Here is a 16,615-nt window from a genome sequence, read left to right on the forward strand (position 1 = left end):
TTGTTTGCTTGAACATTTGCAGAAAACAGCAGTAGCAACTAGCTGCGGTAGTCGGCGTTGATCTTCACATAGTCATAGGAGAAGTCACAGGTCCATACCGTAGCATTGGACAGACCACGCCCCAGCACCACACGCACCGTGATCTCGGCTTGCTTCATGACACGCTGGCCATCCTCTTCCTTGTAGTCCGGATTGCGGCCACCATCTTTGGCCACCAGCACGTCGTCCAGATACATCTCCAGACGATCGACATCCAGATCGGCGATGCCGGCATAGCCGATGGCGGCCAACAGACGCCCCAGGTTCGGGTCGGAGGCGAAGAAGGCGGTTTTCACCAGCGGTGAGCGGCCGATGGCGTAGCCGACAGCCTTGCACTCGGCAACGGTACGCCCCCCCTCTACTTGTATGGTAATGAATTTGGTGGCGCCCTCGCCATCGCGCACGATGGCCTGCGCCAGTTCGATAGCCACTTCCAGCACTGCCGCCTTCAGCTGCTCATAGGCTTCGGAGGAGGCACTATCGATGCGCGCGGCGCTGCCCTGACCAGTGGAGATCAGCATGAAGCTGTCGTTGGTGGAGGTGTCGCCATCGATGGTGATGCTGTTGAAGCTAAGGTCTGCCACCTCCTTTACCAGCTGGTTCAGCAGCGGGCGGGTGACCGGCGCATCGGTGGCAATAAAGCCGAGCATGGTAGCCATGTTCGGGTGGATCATGCCGGCGCCCTTGGCAATACCGGTAATGTTCACCGTCTGACCATCAATCTGGATGGTACGGCTGGTCGCCTTGGGTGCCACGTCGGTCGTCATGATGGCTTCGGCAGCATCCGCCCAGGTTGCGACCTTGCGTTGCGGCAACGCGGCGACGATCTTGTCGACCGGCAGCGGCTCCAGAATCACGCCGGTAGAGAACGGCAGGATCTGTTCCGGCAGGCAATCCAGCTCTGCGGCCAACGCCTCGCACACTGCGCGGGCATGCTGACGGCCGGATTCACCGGTACCGGCGTTGGCGTTACCGGTATTCACCACCAGTGCGCGAATCTGTACACCGGCATCCAGATGCTGTTTGCACAACTGTACCGGCGCGGCACAGAAACGGTTCTGGGTGAACACACCAGCAACCGTATTGCCCTTGTCCAGGCGAATCACCAGCACGTCCTTACGCCCCGGCTTCTTGATACCGGCTTCGGCATAGGCCAGATCCACACCGGCGATGGGGGCGAGTTGGCTGTTATCTACAGGCTTGAGATTGACGGGCATGACGTTTCTCCGAAATTCGATGTCGCAAGATTGTAACTGAACGCCGCGCCCCGATCACCCTCAGCTGTCGTCCTGTTCCTGCACCAGCGCCAGCAGCGCCGCGCCATAACGCGCCACTTTCAATTCGCCCAGACCGTAGACCTTCTTTAATGCGGCCAACGAGCCCGGCCGCTGCTGCACCAGTTCCTGCAAGGTGCGATCGTTACACACGGCATAGGCCGGCACATTGTGTTCGTCGGCGGTGGCCTTGCGCCAACGCCGCAATACCGACCACAGCCGTTCTTCGCGCTCGGTGCGCAACCAGCGCTCGCTGTGCACACTCTGGCGCTGGCGCGCCTCGGCCAGCGGGCGAAGCTCGATCTGCTCATTGCCTTTAAGGATGCTGCGGCAGGCATCGGTCAGCAACAGCGACTGCCCGCGCACGATGTCCACCACCAGCAGCTTGCGCGCCACCAGCTGGCGGATCACCGAGCGCCATGCCTTCTGGTTGAGCTCCTTGCCGATGCCGAAGGTCGACAACTGGTCATGCCCGGCCTGTTGCACATACTGGTTGGGACGCCCCAGCAGCACATCGATGATGTGGCTGGCCGGATAACGTTGGCCGCAGCGATAGATGCAGGACAGCAGTTTCTGCACCGCAACGGTGGCATCAAAGGTGGCCGGCGGGCGCAGACAGTTATCGCACTGGCCACACGGCGGCGCCGCCTCGCCGAAGTAGGCCAGAATCTGCTGGCGGCGACAGCTGGCGGTTTCGCAATAGCCCAGCATCGCGTCCAGCTTGGTCAGTTCCACCTGTTTCTGCTGCGCCGGACTGTCGCCACCTTCGATCATCTGCGTCAGCTGCACCATGTCGTTGAGGCCGTAGCACAGCCAGCTGGTAGCCGGCAGACCGTCGCGACCGGCACGGCCGGATTCCTGATAGAAGTTTTCCGGGCTTTTCGGCAGGTCGATATGGGCGACGAAACGCACGTCCGGCTTGTCGATGCCCATGCCGAAGGCGATGGTGGCCACCATCACAATGCCGTCGTCGCGCAGGAAAGTACGCTGGTTGCGCTCGCGTTCCTCGTGGCTCATGCCGGCATGGTAGGGCAAGGCGCGAATACCATTTTCGCTCAGCCACTGCGCGGTATCGTCCACCCGCTTGCGCGACAGGCAATAAACAATGCCGGAGGCCGCCGGATAGTCGTTCTCGATGAAAGCCAGCAGCTGCTTCTTGGCACTATCCTTTTCCACCACCTGATAGAACAGGTTGGGACGATCAAAACTGGTAACGAACTGGCGCGCATCCTGCAGCTGCAGGAAATGCAGCATGTCGGCACGGGTTTCGGCATCGGCGGTAGCGGTCAGCGCGATCCGCGGCACCTGCGGCCAACGTTGGAACAGCTGCCCCAGCTGTTGATATTCCGGACGGAAGTCATGCCCCCACTGGCTGACGCAATGCGCCTCGTCCACCGCGAACAGCGCGATCTGCGGCAGGCTGGCAAGGAAGTCGAGAAAACGCGGTGACAACAAGCGTTCCGGTGCCACATACAGCAAGTCCAGCTGCCCTTCGCGGGCAAAGTGGGCGATGGCGCGTGCTTCGTCCGGCGTGGTGGCGGAGTTCAGGCACGCCGCAGCCACTCCGGCTTCACGCAGGGTGGCGACCTGATCCTGCATCAGCGCAATCAGTGGCGACACCACCAGCGCCAGGCCGGGACGCAGCAAGGCCGGAATCTGGTAGCACAGGCTTTTGCCGCCACCGGTCGGCATCAGCACCAGCGCATTACCGCCGCCGGCGACGTGGTCGATGATGTCGGCCTGCATGCCCCGGAACGCCGGGTAGCCAAAGGTAGTCTGGAGAAGGGAGAGTGCGTCCTGCATCGGGTTTTCCGCGTGAAGGGCGCCATTGTACGCAAAAACCGCCCGCCCCGTGCCCGGCAAGTACGCGCCATCCGGAGCGCGGTGAATGACAACCGCGGGGATTTAACGGAGAAACACTACTGTGAAGCGGCCCTATATGCGAGACTTGCGCTGTTTAAGCAGTCAGAGCCTGACCATGAAGCCTTATATCCTGTTTGCCCTTGCCATGCTGGCCCTGACCGGCTGTGCCAGCACCGGCGGTCTTGCCGCCAAAAGCAGCACCAGCAAGGGCGTGACCCAGCCTCCCGTACGCCAGGCGCCGGCAGTCCGTCCGCCGGTGGTGGCCAATGCCGAGTGGGTGATTCTGGGTGTCTCGCCCAACGGCAATATCCTGCACGAGATCGACAAGCTCAGCATCCGCCGCAAGGGACTGCTGATGGTGTTCCGCGACCGCAAGACCATCTTCAACCCGAAGAAGGAAAACTTCCTCAATACGCCGCAGCACAAGCAATCGATCAATACCTGGGAAGTCGACTGCAGCGCATCGACCTTCCGTCTGGCGGCCATGCAGCTGCTGGATGAAAACGGCCGGGAAATCCTCAGCCGTACATATAATGACAAAGAAATTCGAGCCATGCCGGTAGTGCGCCAGTCGGCCTCTTTCCAGCAGCTGGATTACGTCTGCAAACAGGCTATCGCCGCCTGAGCAACCGCCGGGCGATGCGGCCAACTTGAAAAGGGTGATCATGCGACGGGTGGTATTCAATCAGAAAGGCGGGGTGGGCAAATCCACCATTACCGTTAACCTGGCAGCCGCGGCGGCCAAGGCCGGACGCAAGGTACTGCTGCTGGATCTGGATCCGCAGGGCAATGCCAGCCACTACCTGACCGGTAGCAGCACGGCACCGGAGGCCAACGCGGCCGGCTTTTTCAACCAGATGCTGAACATCAGCCTGTACGAAAAGCCGCCGCAGGACTTCATCGCCCCCACCTGCCATGACAACCTGCACCTGATGGCTTCGCACCCGGAGTTGTCCGAGCTGATGGTCAAGCTGGAAGCGCGCTACAAGATGTTCAAACTGCGCGATACCCTGCTGCAGCTGCAAGACAGCTATGACGAAATCTGGATCGACACCCCGCCGGCGTTGAACTTCTATACCCGCTCGGCACTGATTGCGGCCAACCGCTGCCTGATCCCGTTTGACTGCGATACCTTCTCGCGTCAGGCGCTGCTCGGCCTGCTGGACACTGCCGCCGAAATCCGCGCCGACCACAACCCGGAGCTGCAGATCGAAGGCATCGTGGTCAACCAGTTCCAGCCGCGTGCCAGCCTGCCGGTGCGCATGGTGCAGGAGCTGAAGGACGCCGGCCATCCGGTGCTGCAGCCGCCGCTATCGGCCTCGGTGAAGATCCGCGAATCGCACGAGCGCAGCCTGCCGATGGTCTTCCTCGACCCCAAACACAAACTGGCGCAGGAATTCAGCCAGCTCTACGCCAATCTGGCGCAACACTGAGCGCCTGCCGGCGGCGCCGATGAAGGCCAGAATCAAGCCCCATGCCCTGCTGCTTGCCAGCCTGTTGCTGGCGCTCGGGCTATGGTTGCTGGCCGTGCTGATCCAGCAGCGGGCCGAGGAAGACACCCAGCGCAGCCGCCAGCTGGCACATGCCACGCAACACCTGGCGCAACTCAACCTGCAGCTGCAACAGCTGCTGCAAAGCGGACAGGCCGCCACCGAGCTGTTGCTGAGCGCGGAAAACAGCAAGAACAGCAATGGCAGTTTCTCGCGCTATGCCCCCTATGTGCTGTCGACCAATCCGGCCTTCGACTTCCTGGCCGTAATCCAGCGGGTGGCGCAACCGGAGCGCGACAGCATCGAACTGGATCAGGGGCTGCTGCTGCGCCAGTTTGACGGCAACCATCTGGTGACCGCCGGCAAGCGCCCGGTGTATTTCCCGGTCGCCCAGCAATACCCGGACGATAGCCAGGCACTGCCGCTGCACCTGGACCTGGGCGCCGAACCGGAAGTCCTGGCCACCCTGCAGCGCGCGGTGGCCGATGGCCAGCCCGGACTGGCACAGCTGCACACCGGCGGCAGCCGCCGGCTGGTACTGTTTTTCACCGCCAAGGCGCAGCCACAGCCACTGCTGCTGGCTGTCGGCCTCAACCCGGAACAGTTGCTGAACCCCAGTGGCGAAGACGAAGCCAGCCAGCAACTTCGACTGCGCATCCTGACCAGGGATGCACAGCAGCCACTGCTGGCCGACAGTCACCCCTCCCTGCCGCTGCCGGCCTTGCCACTGCTGACCGCCAGCCGCAGTATCGGCGGCCAACAGCTGACCTTCGAGCTGATGCCGGTGGGGGTGCCTGACAGCGGCAACCACGGCGAAATGGTGGCTTCCACCCTGATCCTGATGGCTATCGTGCTGCTGGCCGCCACTGCGCGCCAGCTGGCGACCCAGAACCGCCAGACCCTGCAATACCAGAGCGGCATGATCGCCCGGCTACAGGACAGCAACCTCGGCCTGAAAACCCAGCTGGACCGCCAGCTGCAGCGCATCAAACCGCTGCAGGAGGTCGAAGACAGCTACCGCAGCCTGCTGGCACAGCAGAGTGACGGCGTGATCCTGCTCGACAGCAACGGCCAGGTGCAGCAGGTCAACCCGGAAGCGGCCCGCCTGATCGGCCAGCCGGCAGAGGCGCTATTGAAACTGCCCGCAGGCGCGCTGATCAGCGAACTGCACCATCCCCTGCACAGCAGCTTTGCCGAACATGTGACACCGCTGCTGGGGCATCCTTTCGAGGCGCTGCTGATCTGCGACCAGTCCTTCATGCTGCAGGTGGAGCTGTCACTCAGCCTGATCCGGCCAAGCAGCGCCGCACCGTTCTACCTGGTGGTATGCCGCAACATCGCCGCCCGCAAGGAGCGCGAAGCCGCCCTGCTGCGCCTGACCGACAGTCTGGCAGAGCAGGTGGAAACCCAGTCCCGCCAGCTGTCCGCGCTGCTGGACGCCAGCCCGATGGCAATGGCCTATATCGTCGACCGCCACTTCAAGCAGGTAAACAAGGCCTTCCTGACCATGTTCCAGCACCGCGAGGCCGACATCACCGAGCAGTCCACCCGCCTGCTGTACGACAGCGACGAGCACTACCAGCGTACCGGCCGCAGCATCTATCCGGCGCTGAATACCGGCGCGGTGTCGCAGGACGATGTCTGTCTGGTACGGGGCGACGGCAGCACGCTGTGGGTACGCATGTTCGGCCGTGCGGTGAAACCGGGGCAGCCGGCACTGGGTTCGGTATGGCTGTACCAGGACATCTCGGCGCAACGCAACACCGAAGAGGCGCTGCGCCGCGCGCGCGATATGGCGGAAGAAACCAGCCGCGCCAAGACCGACTTCCTCGCCAATATGTCGCACGAGCTGCGCACCCCGCTGCATGCCATTCTGGGCTTTGCCGAAATCGGCCAGCAGCAGGAAGCCGCGGCGGCCAACCCGAAGTTGCAGCGCTACTTCGAGCGCATTCACAACAGCGGCAGCCGGCTGCTGGCGCTGCTGAACGAGTTGCTGGACCTGTCGAAAATGGAGGTTGGCCGCATGGAGTACCAGATGCAGCCCGCCGACCTGCAACAGGTGGTGCGCGACTGTCTGGAAGAACTCAAGGGCCTCGCCGAGCAGCAGGGTATTTCCTTGCTGTTCGTGCCGCACCCCTACCCGCTGCAAGTGGAAATGGACCCGCTGCGCATCGCCCAGGTGGTGCGCAACCTGCTGTCCAACGCCATCAAGTTCAGCCCGCACGGCGCCAGGGTGTCGCTGGATATTCTCGGCCCGCATGAGGCGGAAGGCCCGCTACGGGTGGAAGTGCGCGACTTCGGCCCCGGCGTGCCGGAAGACGAGCGCGAGCGCATCTTCGACAAATTCATCCAGAGCAGCCTGACCAAGACCGGCGCCGGCGGCACCGGCCTTGGCTTGTCGATCTGTCGCGAGATCGTGCATGCTCACGGCGGCGAAATCAGCGTGCAGAACGCGGTCGGTGGCGGTGCCATCTTCAGCTTCAGCCTGCCGCGCCGGCAACCTGCCCCCCATATGGAGAACTGATCATGGCCAAGCGCCTGTTACTGGTGGACGACGAGCCATTCAATCTGGAATTGCTGGCCGAGCTGCTGGAAGATGCCGGCTACGAAACCGTTGCCGTCGATAACGGCGAAGGCGCGTGGCAGATACTGCAGCGCGAAGGCGAACAGTTCTCGGCGGTATTGCTGGACAAGATGATGCCGGGTCTCAGCGGCTTCGAGCTGCTGCGGCGCATGAAGGCCAATAGCAAGCTGGCGTTCCTGCCGGTCATCATGCAGACCGCGGTGGGCGCCGCCGCCAGCGTGCAGGAAGGATTGTCCTCCGGCGCGTTCTACTACCTCACCAAGCCGTTCTCGCGCGAGATGCTGCTGGCGGTGGTCGCCGCCGCCACCGTGCACTGGGACCGCCACCAGTATTTCCGCGAACTGGCCAGCCAGCAGATCGGCGCGCTGCAGCATCTGGACCGCGCCGAATTCAGCTTCCGCACCCCGCACGAGGCCCGCCACGTCACCGCGCTGCTGGCCAAGGCCAGCCCGGAGCCGGAAAAGATCGCCACCGGACTGTTCGAGCTGATCATCAATGCCATCGAGCATGGCAATCTGGGGGTGAGCTACGAGGAGAAAAGCCGGCTGCAGCAACTGGACCAGTGGGGACAGGAGCTGGAACGCCGGCTGGCCGACCCGGTACTGGGGCAGCGCAAGATTCATGTCAGCGTCAGCCGCAGCCCCGGCAAGCTGCAGTTCGAGATCCGCGACCAGGGCGATGGTTTCGACTGGCAGCATTTCCTGGTCCGCGAACCGGACGAGCTGCTGGCCAGCCACGGGCGCGGCATCCTGATTGCGCGCCGGTTGTCGTTCGACGAACTGGCATACCGCGAGCGCGGCAACGTGGTAACGGCCGTCACCTATTTGCCACCCGATGCAAGCGGCAGCGACAGCGCCCAGTAGTTATCCCGCCGCCGTGGCAGCACCGTGCTGTCCTGCCCCAGTCGCAGCTGCAAGGCACCGTGGACATCGGTGCGCCACAGTTGCAGCGGCCGTGCGGCCAACCTTGCCAGCACCTGCGGGCTGGGATGGCGATAACGGTTGCGATAACCGGCACTGATGATGGCGTGTTGCGGCTGCACCGTGTCCAGCCACGCTTCGGCCGTGGAACTGCGGCTGCCATGATGGCCCAGTACCAGCACCTGGCTACGCAAGGCCGCGCCATAACGGGTCACCAGCTGTTCCTCCACCGCCTGCGGCGCATCGCCGCTCAGCAGCATTGCCTGCCTCGGGGTGGCGACCCGCAGCACACAGCTATGGCTGTTGTCATCGCCCCGCGTCTCCGAGCGCGGCCACAGCACATCGAAACGCACCCCGTCCCACACCCAGCTTTGTCCGGCACGACACGGCTGCGCCGCCTGCTGCGGTACGCTGCCGGGTTGGCCGCGCCAAACCGTGCTTACCGCCAGCGCCGCCAGTACGCCAGCGGCCGCGCCATCGTGATCGGCATCGTGATGCGACAGCATCAGTGCCGGCCGTGTCGCGCCTTGTGCACGCAGTACCGGCAGCACATAGCGCGCGGCATCGCCGCCGCCGGTATCGAACAGCAGATCGTGCCGCGCCGTTTGCAGTAACACCGCCAGCCCCTGCCCGACGTCGATCACCTCTACCTGCAGCTCGCCGGCAGCCGGCCGCGGAGCGCGATACAGCAGCAAGGGCAGCAGCAGCACTACGCCGGCGAGCCGCACGCTGCGGGCCAGCGGCAACAACAGGCACAGTGTACCCAGCAGCGCTGCCGGCAACAGCGGCCACGGCAAGGCGGGAAACCACCACTGCGGCCCGGCCGCCAGCCAGTCCACCCACCACCAGAACATGCCGGCAACCCAACCCGCCAGCTGCGCCAATGGCCGCCACGGCAGCGCTGCCGCCAGCAGGGCCAGCGGGGTCAGCAGCAGCGACACCAGCGGAATGCCCAGCCCGTTGGCCAGCGGCGACAGTAGCGGCCACTGGCCGAACATTGCCGCCAGTGGCAACAGCGACGCCAGCGTTGCCCGCCATTGCGCCCCCAGCAGTGCCGGCCAATAGCCAGGACGGCGACGGCGGCCAACCTCGCCGGCCAGCAACGCCCCCACCAGCCCGAACGACAGCCAGAAACCGACGGCCAGCGCCGCGAACGGATCGAGCAGCAAGACCACGGTCAAGGCCGCCAGCCAGATCTGCCACGCCGACAGCCCACGCTGCCACCACAGCGCCAGCGTGGTGGTGGCCAGCATCCATACCGTGCGCTGGGTCGGTACCGAAAACCCGGCCAGCAACGCATAGCCCAGTGCCGCCAGCATCGCCATCAGCAAAGCCAGCCGCTGCGGCTGACATGGCGGCCAACGTTGCAGCAGGCGCCGCGACAACCACAGCACCAGACCGGCCAGCAGGCTGATATGCAGCCCGGACACGCTGACCACATGCGTCAGGCCCGTTGCCGCCAGCGCCTGCCACTCGCGCCGCGCGATCCCCTGTTGCGCCCCCACCGCCAGTGCCGCCACCAGCGCGGCATTGCGCCCCGGACCGATGGCGGCGGTCAGCCGCGTCACGACGCCCTGCCGCGCGGCATCCAGCCACGACCAGAAACCGGCTACGGCGGGCAAGGCCAGCCGTGGCTTGCCGACCGTGCCGGTCGCCAGCACGCCTTCGCTCCAGTACCAGCGGGCGGCATCGAAGCCGGCCACGTTGGCCGCACCGTGCGGCTGGCGCAGGCGCAGCAGCAATTGCCAGCGGCTGCCCGGCGGCCAGTCGCGCCGGGCGTAATCGTTCAGCTCCAGCAACGGCGGCAATGCCGGCGGCCCCGCATCCGGCGCAAAACGGAAGCGCACGCCATACTCGCCGGTGGTGGCCAAACCGCGCACCGTACCGGGCACCGACAGCGCGACCCCCTCCAGCGCGACCGGCAAACGTGCGGCCAGACGCTGCTCGATGTGCCAGCCGGCATAAGCCATGCCGGCTGGCAGCAATAGCAGCAACAGCGGCAGCCGCCGGCGCCACCACAGCGGCCAGCTGGCAATGATCAGCGCCAGCAGCAGATGCCAGTCCGGTACCGATGGCAGCCAGACACACAGCACCAGCCCCAGGCAAAAGGCAGCGAGTTTTTCCATTACGCCATGCTATGCAATTGACATCACCATTGCCAGAGCATTGCCGCCGGCGCGGTGTTGCCGTATCTTCGCCGCCACTTGCAAGGACACCGCATCATGACTGCTACCCCGCTCTACTGCGCCGAACCGGCGCGGCGCAACAGCGCGCAACAACTGGCCGAACGCTTTGCCCTGCCGCTGGTGAAACAGCGCCCGACCGAGGGCTATTGGCTGGAACTGGGGCCGGAACGGCTGGAGCTGCTGACCAGCGGCAAGCATGGCGCGGTGTATGCCGAATTCGTCGAGGGCGCCGCGCGCCATCGCCGCGAACAGGGCGGCGGCCGCGGCCAACCGGTGGCCAAGGCCATCGGCCTGAAAGGGGCCAAGGATTTGCCGCGGGTGGTGGACGCTACCGCCGGCCTCGGTGGCGACAGCTTCGTGCTGGCGACGCTGGGTTGCGAAGTCACCCTGCTGGAGCGCTCGCCGGTGGCCGCCGCACTGCTGTTCGATGCGCTGGAACGTGCGCGCTGGCACCCGGACACCATGGACATCGCCCGCCGCATGACGCTGGTGCACGCCGATGCCCGCCGCTGGTTGGCCGCACAGGCCGAACTGCCGCCGGAACAGCGCCCGGAAGTGGTGTTTGTCGACCCGATGTTTCCGGACACCGACAAGAAAAGCGCCGCCGCCAAGAAAGGCATGCAGGCGTTCCAGCAGGTGATCGGCGACGACCTGGACAGCAGCGAGCTGCTGGCCGCCGCCATTGCCGCCGCCACCGTGCGCGTGGTGGTGAAGCGGCCGCAACGCGGCCCGGCCATTGCCGGCGTCAAGCCGTCGGTCGTGCTGGACGGCAAGTCCACCCGCTTCGACCTGTACGTGATCAAGGCGCTGCGGCCGCAAGGCTGATGCGGCCAACCCTGCGCAGGCAGCAAGCGCTGCGCTACACTGCCGCCCTTTTCGCACGCCCGTCATGGCGGCGGCGTGCCATTACCCGTCAATCCCTACTGGAGTCCGCTGATGTCTGTGTTTGCCGTTGAATTCAAGGTGCGTGATTACGAATGCGATATGCAGGGCATCGTCAATAACGGGGTGTACTTCAACTACCTGGAGCACGCCCGCCACGAATTCCTGCTGGCCAAAGGCATCGACTTTGCCGAACTGGCACGGCAGAACATCAATCTGGTGGTGGTGCGCTCCGAGCTGGACTACAAGGCCTCGCTGACCAGCGGCGACAAGTTCGAAGTCACCGTGGCGTTCGAGCCGGTATCGAAGGTGCGTTTCGGCTTCCGCCAGCAGGTGATTCGCAGCGCCGACCAGAAAGTGGTGCTGGAAGGGCTGGTGATCGGTACCGCCATCAACGAGCGCGGCCGGCCGGCGATTCCGGCGGAGTTCGCCGCCAGCCTGATGAACTGATTGCCGGCAGCGCGGCAAACACGACCCTGCGGCCAACGTTGGCCGCATTTTTCATGCTCACACGAAGCGTCGCTGCAGGCGCAGGAAGGTCGCCAGCACCAGCGCCAGCAACGCCAGCAGCCAGAAGTAATCCTGTCCCGACTGCAGCACCAGCTGCGCCGGAGCGCTGGCCGGCAGCTCCGCCGCATGAGTCATGCTGCGCTGCTGCATGATGATGACACCCCAGGACAGCCCGACCGCATTGGCGATCTCGCGCATGGCGTTCTTGACCTGGTAGGCGTGGCTGAACACTTTCTCATCCACCAGGCTGAAGGTAGCCGCGGCGGTGGTGCCGAGGAAAAACGGCATGAACAGGCTATGCAGCAGCAGCAAGCCGGCCACCAGCAACCACGGCGGGCTGTCCGGCCCGACCTGCGCCAGCAGCAGCGCCGCGGCGGCCAACATCAGCGCACCGGCCGACAGGTAGCGGCGCACATGCGGCCAGCGCACCATCAGCATCAGGTGAAAAATCGCGAACGGCAGCGCCAGCAGACCGGTCACGCTCAGCCAGATACCGCTGTGCAGCTGGTCCATGCCCAGTCCCTGCGCCATATACAGCGGCAGCACATAGGCACTGCCGGACACCACTAGGTAGCCGATGCCATAGACCGCCATGCCCCACAGATAACGCTCGCTGGCAAAGTGGCGGTACGGCACCAGCGGCACGCGACGGCGCCATTCGTGGCGCAGGTACAGCAACAGCAGCACGCAGGCCACGCCGCCCAGCGCCCACAGGCTGGCGCCGCGGGTCCACAGCTCGAAACGGGCACGCTCCAGCACGAATTGCAGCAGGAACACGCCGCCGGCCAATAGCGCGATGCCGCGCGGGTGCAGCCGGTCCGGGCGCTCGTTTTCCACCGGCTCGTGCTCCGGCACCGCGCTGCGCACCACGAGATCGGCCAGCCACACCAGCGGCAGCATGATGAGGAACAAAGCCTGCCAGCCGGCCAGCGCCAGCAGCAGTGCCGCCAGTATCGGCGCCAGGCCGGAACCCAGCATGATGCCGACCGGCAGGAACAGCATCGCCTGCAGGCGCTGCGGACCGCGGTAATGCATGATCTGCACCCGCGAGGCGGTAAAGAACGCCGCGCCGCCCAGCGCCTGCACCATGCGCGCGGCGATGAAGGCCGCCGGCGAAGCCGCCAGCGCGCTCAGCAGCGCGCCAGCGCCAAACGCCAGCAGCGACCAGCGCAACATGCTGCGGTAACCCAGCCGCTGCACCAGCCAGCGGTGGCACAGAATCATCAGCACCGCCACCGCGGCATAGCCGGCCGCCGCCAGACTGAACTGCTGCGGCGTGGCGCCTACCCCCTGGCTGACGGCATGGGAGCCAAACGCCACCATCACGCTTTGCAGGTATTCCAGCAACACGATCAGCGCGATGGCGAGGTGGTGGCGGGTGTATGGCGGGGCAAACAGCTTGGGTGCAGACATGGTGGCGGGCAGCAGGCAACAACAATGCCGCAATTATCGGCAGCGCCTTACTATCATGGAAATCGATTGTTAACATACAGCTCATGAACGAATTCGATTTTAGTCACGACGAACTGCGCCGCCTGGACCTCAACCTGCTGGTCGCCTTCGATGCGCTGATGCAGGAGCGCCATGTCAGCCGTGCCGCCGCGCGGCTGTATCTGGGCCAGCCGGCGATGAGCCATACGCTGGCCCGGCTGCGGCTGTTGCTGGACGACCCGCTGTTCGTGCGCAGCGGCAACCGCATGCAGCCCACCGCCCGCGCCTTGCAGCTGGCGCCGGCGGTGCGCGACTGGCTGCAACAGGCACGCCAGCTGTTGGCCGCACCGGCGGCATTCGATCCGGCCGCGGCCAACGCCAGCTTCCGGCTGGCGGCACCGGACGGCATGGAGGCGATGCTGTACCCGGCGCTGATCGCCACCCTGCGCCGGCAGGCGCCGGGCGTGCAGCTGCGTTCGCAATTGCTGGAAATCGACCAGCAACTGGCAGCGCTGGATAACGACGAGGTCGACCTGCTGCTGACCGCCGCACCGCTGCCACTGCGTGACTGGCACAGCCGGCTGACGCTGCGCGAAACCGGCTTCAGCGCGGTGTATGCCCCCAGCCAGCTCAGCCTGCCGGCCGCACCGACGCTGGCCGACCTGGCGGCGGTGGAACAGGTGGTCAGCAGCTATCGCGGCACCGCCGCCGGGGTGGTGGATCACCTGTTTGCCCAGCACGGGCTGTCGCGCCACATCGTGGCGCTGTCGGCCAGTCTGATGGCCATCGGCCACATCCTGCAGCAGGCGCCGCTGCTGTCGATCCAGCCCACGCTGTACCTGCCGCTGTTCCGCCAGCAGGGCGACACCCGCAGCGTGCCGCTGCCGGCGGACATCAGCATCCGCATCGATCTGGTGTGGCACCGCCGCAATGACGGCAACCCGCTGCATCGCTACCTGCGCGAATTGCTGATGGCGCAGTTTGCGCAGCTGTTCGCCGCTACCTGAGCCGCCGCGCTTCACACTTCGTCACAAATCGTCACGCAGATTGTGCAAACCCCGGGTGGCAGTTATGGTCAAATTGGCTGCTGCAATTTCAACAGGAACTCCGCCATGACTACCCGTATCGTTGCCACCAGCCTGACCCTGCTGTCTGTCGCCCTGCTGGCTGGCTGCGCCAATATGTACAACTCCGACTCTGCCGCCGTGTACAGCAAGTCCGATATGCGCCAGATCCACGAAGTGGAATACGGCAAGATTCTGGATGTGAAAAACGTGAAGATGGAAGGCGACAAGAATGACCTGCTGACCCTGGGCGGCACCGCGCTGGGCGGCATTGCCGGCAGCAGCATCGGCCAGGGCCGCGGTTCGGCCGCCGGCGCGGTGCTCGGCGCCATGGTCGGTGGCATGGCCACCCAATCCATGCAGCGCGGCGCCACCAAGGATGCCTACGAGCTGACGGTGCAGACCGACAAGGGCCGCACCATCTCCATCGTGCAGGAAGCTGATGTACCGCTGAGCGTCGGCCAGCGGGTGAAGATCATTACCGGCAACGGCACCGCCCGCATCATGCCGATGTAAACCCGCCGCCTGCCGCCACCTCCGGCGGCAGGCGCTGTACTGCCTTTATCTCCCTGCATCCCCCCGCACCGTTTCTATACTTCCGGCACCTGCTGGCAGACAAGGAGACGGCCATGCGCTTCCTCGACAATCTCGGCCTTCGCGCCAAATTCCTGGTCAACTTCCTCGGTAGCGGCGGCGTGCTGGTGCTCGCCATCCTGTACTGCCTGTGGCAGATCCAGGGTATCAGCCAGGAAACCCGCGGCATTACCGAAGGCGCGCTGCCATCGATACAGGCCGCCGCCGATATCAGCCAGCTGCGGCTGCGCTACCGTATCCGCAGCCTGGAGTACATGCTGTCCACCCAGACCGACGAGCAGGCCAAGATGACCAAGTCGATGGCCGAACTGGATGCGTCACTGGGCAAGGCCTTCAAGAGCTACGAGCCGCTGATCGCCAGCGATGAAGAGCGCCAGGTACACCAGCGCGCGGTACAGGCGGCGGTGGAATACCGCTCGGCGGTCGAGCAGGCCATCGCGCTGCGCGCCGCCGGGCAGGAAGACGCCGCGCAGGCGTTGCGCAAGGGCGAGTGGGTGAAGCGCGCCAACTTCCTGCGCGACCAGACCGATGCGCTGAGCAAGCTCAATGCGGCCAACGCCCAGGCCGCCGGCGAGCGGGCGCAGGCATCGGCTAGCAGCAGCATCCGTAACGGCATGCTGGCCTTGCTGCTGGGCATCGTGCTGGCGCTGGTGCTGTCGCTGCTGATGGCACGGCGCATTGCCGGCCGGCTGTCACAGACCGTGGTGGCGGCCGGCCGCATCGCCGGCGGCGACTTGCGCGGCGAGTTGCCGCCGGGCAGCCGCGACGAAGTCGGCCAGCTGATCAAGGCCATGGCCGAGATGCAGCTGGCGCTGCGCGAAACCATGCTCGGCACCCGCCGCAATGCCGACTCGTTGCGCCAGTCGTCGCAAGACCTCAACGACTCGGTGCAGCGCATGGAACACGCGGTCGACCTGCAAAGCGAGGCCGCCGCCGGCATTGCGGCCAACGCCGAGGAGCTGACCACCTCGATCAGCCATGTCGCCGACAGCACGGTGGAAGCCGCCGAGCAGACCTTCAACTCCGACCAGCAGGCTCGCCAGGGTTACGACGCGCTGCAGGGGCTGATCGGCCAGATCCGCTAGGTATCGCAAGTGGTGATGAGCGCCGCCGAGCGCATAGCCCAGCTGCAGGACGAATCGGCGCGCATTTCCGGCATCGTGGCGGTGATCCGCGATATTGCCGACCAGACCAACCTGCTGGCGCTGAATGCCGCCATCGAGGCGGCGCGCGCCGGCGAGCACGGCCGCGGCTTCGCCGTGGTGGCGGACGAGGTGCGCAAGCTGTCGGAGCGCACCGCGCAATCCACCAGCGAGATCGTGCAGATGGTGTCCGCCATCCAGCGCTCCATCGGCGAAGTGGTGCAGGAGGTCGGCAACAGCGTCAGCCTGAGCAACGACAGCGTCAACAATGCCCAGCAGGCCGGCGACACGCTTGCGCAGCTGCAGCAGATGTCGCAGCAGGTGGCCGGCATTGTCAACGAACTGAGCGCCGCGCTGCGGCAGCAGTCGATCACCTCCACCGAGGTGGCGCAGCGCATCGAGGTAGTAGTCAACCACGCCGAGGATGTCACCCACATTGCCCACCATGCCAGCGCCACCTCCGGCGTGATGCGCACCGTGGTGGCCGACATGGAAAAAAGGGCCGCCCGCTTCCAGGTCTAAGCCTTTCCCCTCCCCGCCGCGCCCGCGCCAGCCGCGGGCGTTGTCTTGTCTGCGGCTCGACAAGGCCGGCGGCAGCCGCTATTCTCGCGCCCTTTTTTGCCTTACAAATCATAA

Annotated in this window: 14 protein-coding genes; 10 read left to right on the plus strand and 4 right to left on the minus strand. The window is 65.2% G+C overall.

Features of this window, described 5'->3' with window-relative positions:
- Window positions 1-38 precede the first annotated feature (38 nt).
- Together argJ and recQ are read right to left on the minus strand one after the other, a co-directional pair.
- Complete coding sequence (argJ, locus tag HU218_RS14755; protein WP_174875707.1) at window positions 39-1,256, minus strand: bifunctional glutamate N-acetyltransferase/amino-acid acetyltransferase ArgJ; 1,218 nt, start codon at window positions 1,254-1,256, stop codon at window positions 39-41.
- 60 nt (window positions 1,257-1,316) lie between these two features.
- A complete protein-coding gene (gene recQ / locus HU218_RS14760) occupies window positions 1,317-3,116 on the minus strand; it encodes a DNA helicase RecQ (RefSeq protein WP_174875708.1) in 1,800 nt (599 codons plus the stop codon).
- A 175-nt stretch (window positions 3,117-3,291) separates the two neighbouring features.
- Between recQ and HU218_RS14765 the strand changes: the two genes are divergently transcribed.
- Genes HU218_RS14765 through HU218_RS14780 form a run of 4 tightly spaced genes read left to right on the plus strand, consistent with a single transcriptional unit; the run spans window position 3,292 to window position 8,113 of the window.
- Window positions 3,292-3,801 carry a surface-adhesin E family protein gene (locus tag HU218_RS14765; protein ID WP_174875709.1) on the plus strand — a complete coding sequence of 170 codons (510 nt, stop codon included), beginning with the start codon at window positions 3,292-3,294 and terminating at the stop codon, window positions 3,799-3,801.
- 40 nt (window positions 3,802-3,841) lie between these two features.
- Window positions 3,842-4,609, plus strand: coding sequence for a ParA family protein (locus HU218_RS14770; RefSeq protein WP_174875710.1), 768 nt, complete (start codon window positions 3,842-3,844; stop codon window positions 4,607-4,609).
- Between the two features lie 19 nt (window positions 4,610-4,628).
- On the plus strand, window positions 4,629-7,190 hold the full coding sequence (locus HU218_RS14775) for a sensor histidine kinase (RefSeq protein ID WP_174875711.1): 2,562 nt from the start codon (window positions 4,629-4,631) through the stop codon (window positions 7,188-7,190).
- A 2-nt stretch (window positions 7,191-7,192) separates the two neighbouring features.
- Window positions 7,193-8,113 carry a response regulator gene (locus tag HU218_RS14780; protein WP_174875712.1) on the plus strand — a complete coding sequence of 307 codons (921 nt, stop codon included), beginning with the start codon at window positions 7,193-7,195 and terminating at the stop codon, window positions 8,111-8,113.
- On the opposite strand, the gene HU218_RS14785 is transcribed toward HU218_RS14780, so the two are convergent.
- On the minus strand, window positions 8,071-10,296 hold the full coding sequence (locus HU218_RS14785) for a DNA internalization-related competence protein ComEC/Rec2 (protein ID WP_174875713.1): 2,226 nt from the start codon (window positions 10,294-10,296) through the stop codon (window positions 8,071-8,073). The two genes, HU218_RS14780 and HU218_RS14785, sit on opposite strands and share 43 nt — an antisense overlap.
- A 96-nt stretch (window positions 10,297-10,392) precedes the next feature.
- Here HU218_RS14785 and HU218_RS14790 point away from each other — a divergent pair, with 96 nt between their 5' ends.
- Both HU218_RS14790 and HU218_RS14795 read left to right on the plus strand, forming a co-directional pair.
- Window positions 10,393-11,181, plus strand: coding sequence for a class I SAM-dependent methyltransferase (locus tag HU218_RS14790; protein WP_174875714.1), 789 nt, complete (start codon window positions 10,393-10,395; stop codon window positions 11,179-11,181).
- 111 nt (window positions 11,182-11,292) lie between these two features.
- Window positions 11,293-11,688: an acyl-CoA thioesterase gene (locus HU218_RS14795; RefSeq protein ID WP_174875715.1), complete on the plus strand. Its 396-nt coding sequence runs from the start codon at window positions 11,293-11,295 to the stop codon at window positions 11,686-11,688.
- A 57-nt stretch (window positions 11,689-11,745) separates the two neighbouring features.
- Here the strand turns inward: HU218_RS14795 and HU218_RS14800 are convergent, their stop codons facing one another.
- Window positions 11,746-13,161 carry an MFS transporter gene (locus HU218_RS14800; protein ID WP_174875716.1) on the minus strand — a complete coding sequence of 472 codons (1,416 nt, stop codon included), beginning with the start codon at window positions 13,159-13,161 and terminating at the stop codon, window positions 11,746-11,748.
- Between the two features lie 83 nt (window positions 13,162-13,244).
- On the opposite strand from HU218_RS14800, the gene HU218_RS14805 reads away from it, so the two are divergent.
- From HU218_RS14805 to HU218_RS14820, 4 genes are all read left to right on the plus strand, one after another.
- Window positions 13,245-14,186, plus strand: coding sequence for a LysR family transcriptional regulator (locus tag HU218_RS14805; RefSeq protein WP_174875717.1), 942 nt, complete (start codon window positions 13,245-13,247; stop codon window positions 14,184-14,186).
- 105 nt (window positions 14,187-14,291) lie between these two features.
- On the plus strand, window positions 14,292-14,759 hold the full coding sequence (locus tag HU218_RS14810; protein ID WP_174875718.1) for an outer membrane lipoprotein: 468 nt from the start codon (window positions 14,292-14,294) through the stop codon (window positions 14,757-14,759).
- 113 nt (window positions 14,760-14,872) lie between these two features.
- Complete coding sequence (locus tag HU218_RS14815) at window positions 14,873-15,922, plus strand: MCP four helix bundle domain-containing protein (protein ID WP_174875719.1); 1,050 nt, start codon at window positions 14,873-14,875, stop codon at window positions 15,920-15,922.
- A gap of 15 nt (window positions 15,923-15,937) precedes the next feature.
- The gene (locus HU218_RS14820) at window positions 15,938-16,501 is read left to right on the plus strand and encodes a methyl-accepting chemotaxis protein (protein WP_174875720.1); all 564 of its coding nucleotides are present in this window, start codon (window positions 15,938-15,940) and stop codon (window positions 16,499-16,501) included.
- Window positions 16,502-16,615 lie beyond the last annotated feature (114 nt).

Origin of the sequence: Vogesella oryzae, from assembly GCF_902829295.1 — a bacterium.
In the GTDB taxonomy this organism is placed as follows: Bacteria; Pseudomonadota; Gammaproteobacteria; order Burkholderiales; family Chromobacteriaceae; genus Vogesella; species Vogesella oryzae.

Excerpts from the sequence above, each read along its gene's own strand:
- HU218_RS14770 (WP_174875710.1), top strand. The coding sequence starts at position 3,842 with ATGCGACGGGTGGTATTCAATCAGAAAGGCGGGGTGGGCAAATCCACC.
- HU218_RS14820 (WP_174875720.1), top strand. The coding sequence starts at position 15,938 with ATGAGCGCCGCCGAGCGCATAGCCCAGCTGCAGGACGAATCGGCGCGC.
- HU218_RS14790 (WP_174875714.1), top strand. The coding sequence starts at position 10,393 with ATGACTGCTACCCCGCTCTACTGCGCCGAACCGGCGCGGCGCAACAGC.
- HU218_RS14795 (WP_174875715.1), top strand. The coding sequence starts at position 11,293 with ATGTCTGTGTTTGCCGTTGAATTCAAGGTGCGTGATTACGAATGCGAT.
- recQ (WP_174875708.1), bottom strand. The coding sequence starts at position 3,116 with ATGCAGGACGCACTCTCCCTTCTCCAGACTACCTTTGGCTACCCGGCG.
- HU218_RS14780 (WP_174875712.1), top strand. The coding sequence starts at position 7,193 with ATGGCCAAGCGCCTGTTACTGGTGGACGACGAGCCATTCAATCTGGAA.
- HU218_RS14785 (WP_174875713.1), bottom strand. The coding sequence starts at position 10,296 with ATGGAAAAACTCGCTGCCTTTTGCCTGGGGCTGGTGCTGTGTGTCTGG.
- HU218_RS14810 (WP_174875718.1), top strand. The coding sequence starts at position 14,292 with ATGACTACCCGTATCGTTGCCACCAGCCTGACCCTGCTGTCTGTCGCC.
- HU218_RS14775 (WP_174875711.1), top strand. The coding sequence starts at position 4,629 with ATGAAGGCCAGAATCAAGCCCCATGCCCTGCTGCTTGCCAGCCTGTTG.
- HU218_RS14765 (WP_174875709.1), top strand. The coding sequence starts at position 3,292 with ATGAAGCCTTATATCCTGTTTGCCCTTGCCATGCTGGCCCTGACCGGC.
- HU218_RS14800 (WP_174875716.1), bottom strand. The coding sequence starts at position 13,161 with ATGTCTGCACCCAAGCTGTTTGCCCCGCCATACACCCGCCACCACCTC.
- HU218_RS14805 (WP_174875717.1), top strand. The coding sequence starts at position 13,245 with ATGAACGAATTCGATTTTAGTCACGACGAACTGCGCCGCCTGGACCTC.
- argJ (WP_174875707.1), bottom strand. The coding sequence starts at position 1,256 with ATGCCCGTCAATCTCAAGCCTGTAGATAACAGCCAACTCGCCCCCATC.
- HU218_RS14815 (WP_174875719.1), top strand. The coding sequence starts at position 14,873 with ATGCGCTTCCTCGACAATCTCGGCCTTCGCGCCAAATTCCTGGTCAAC.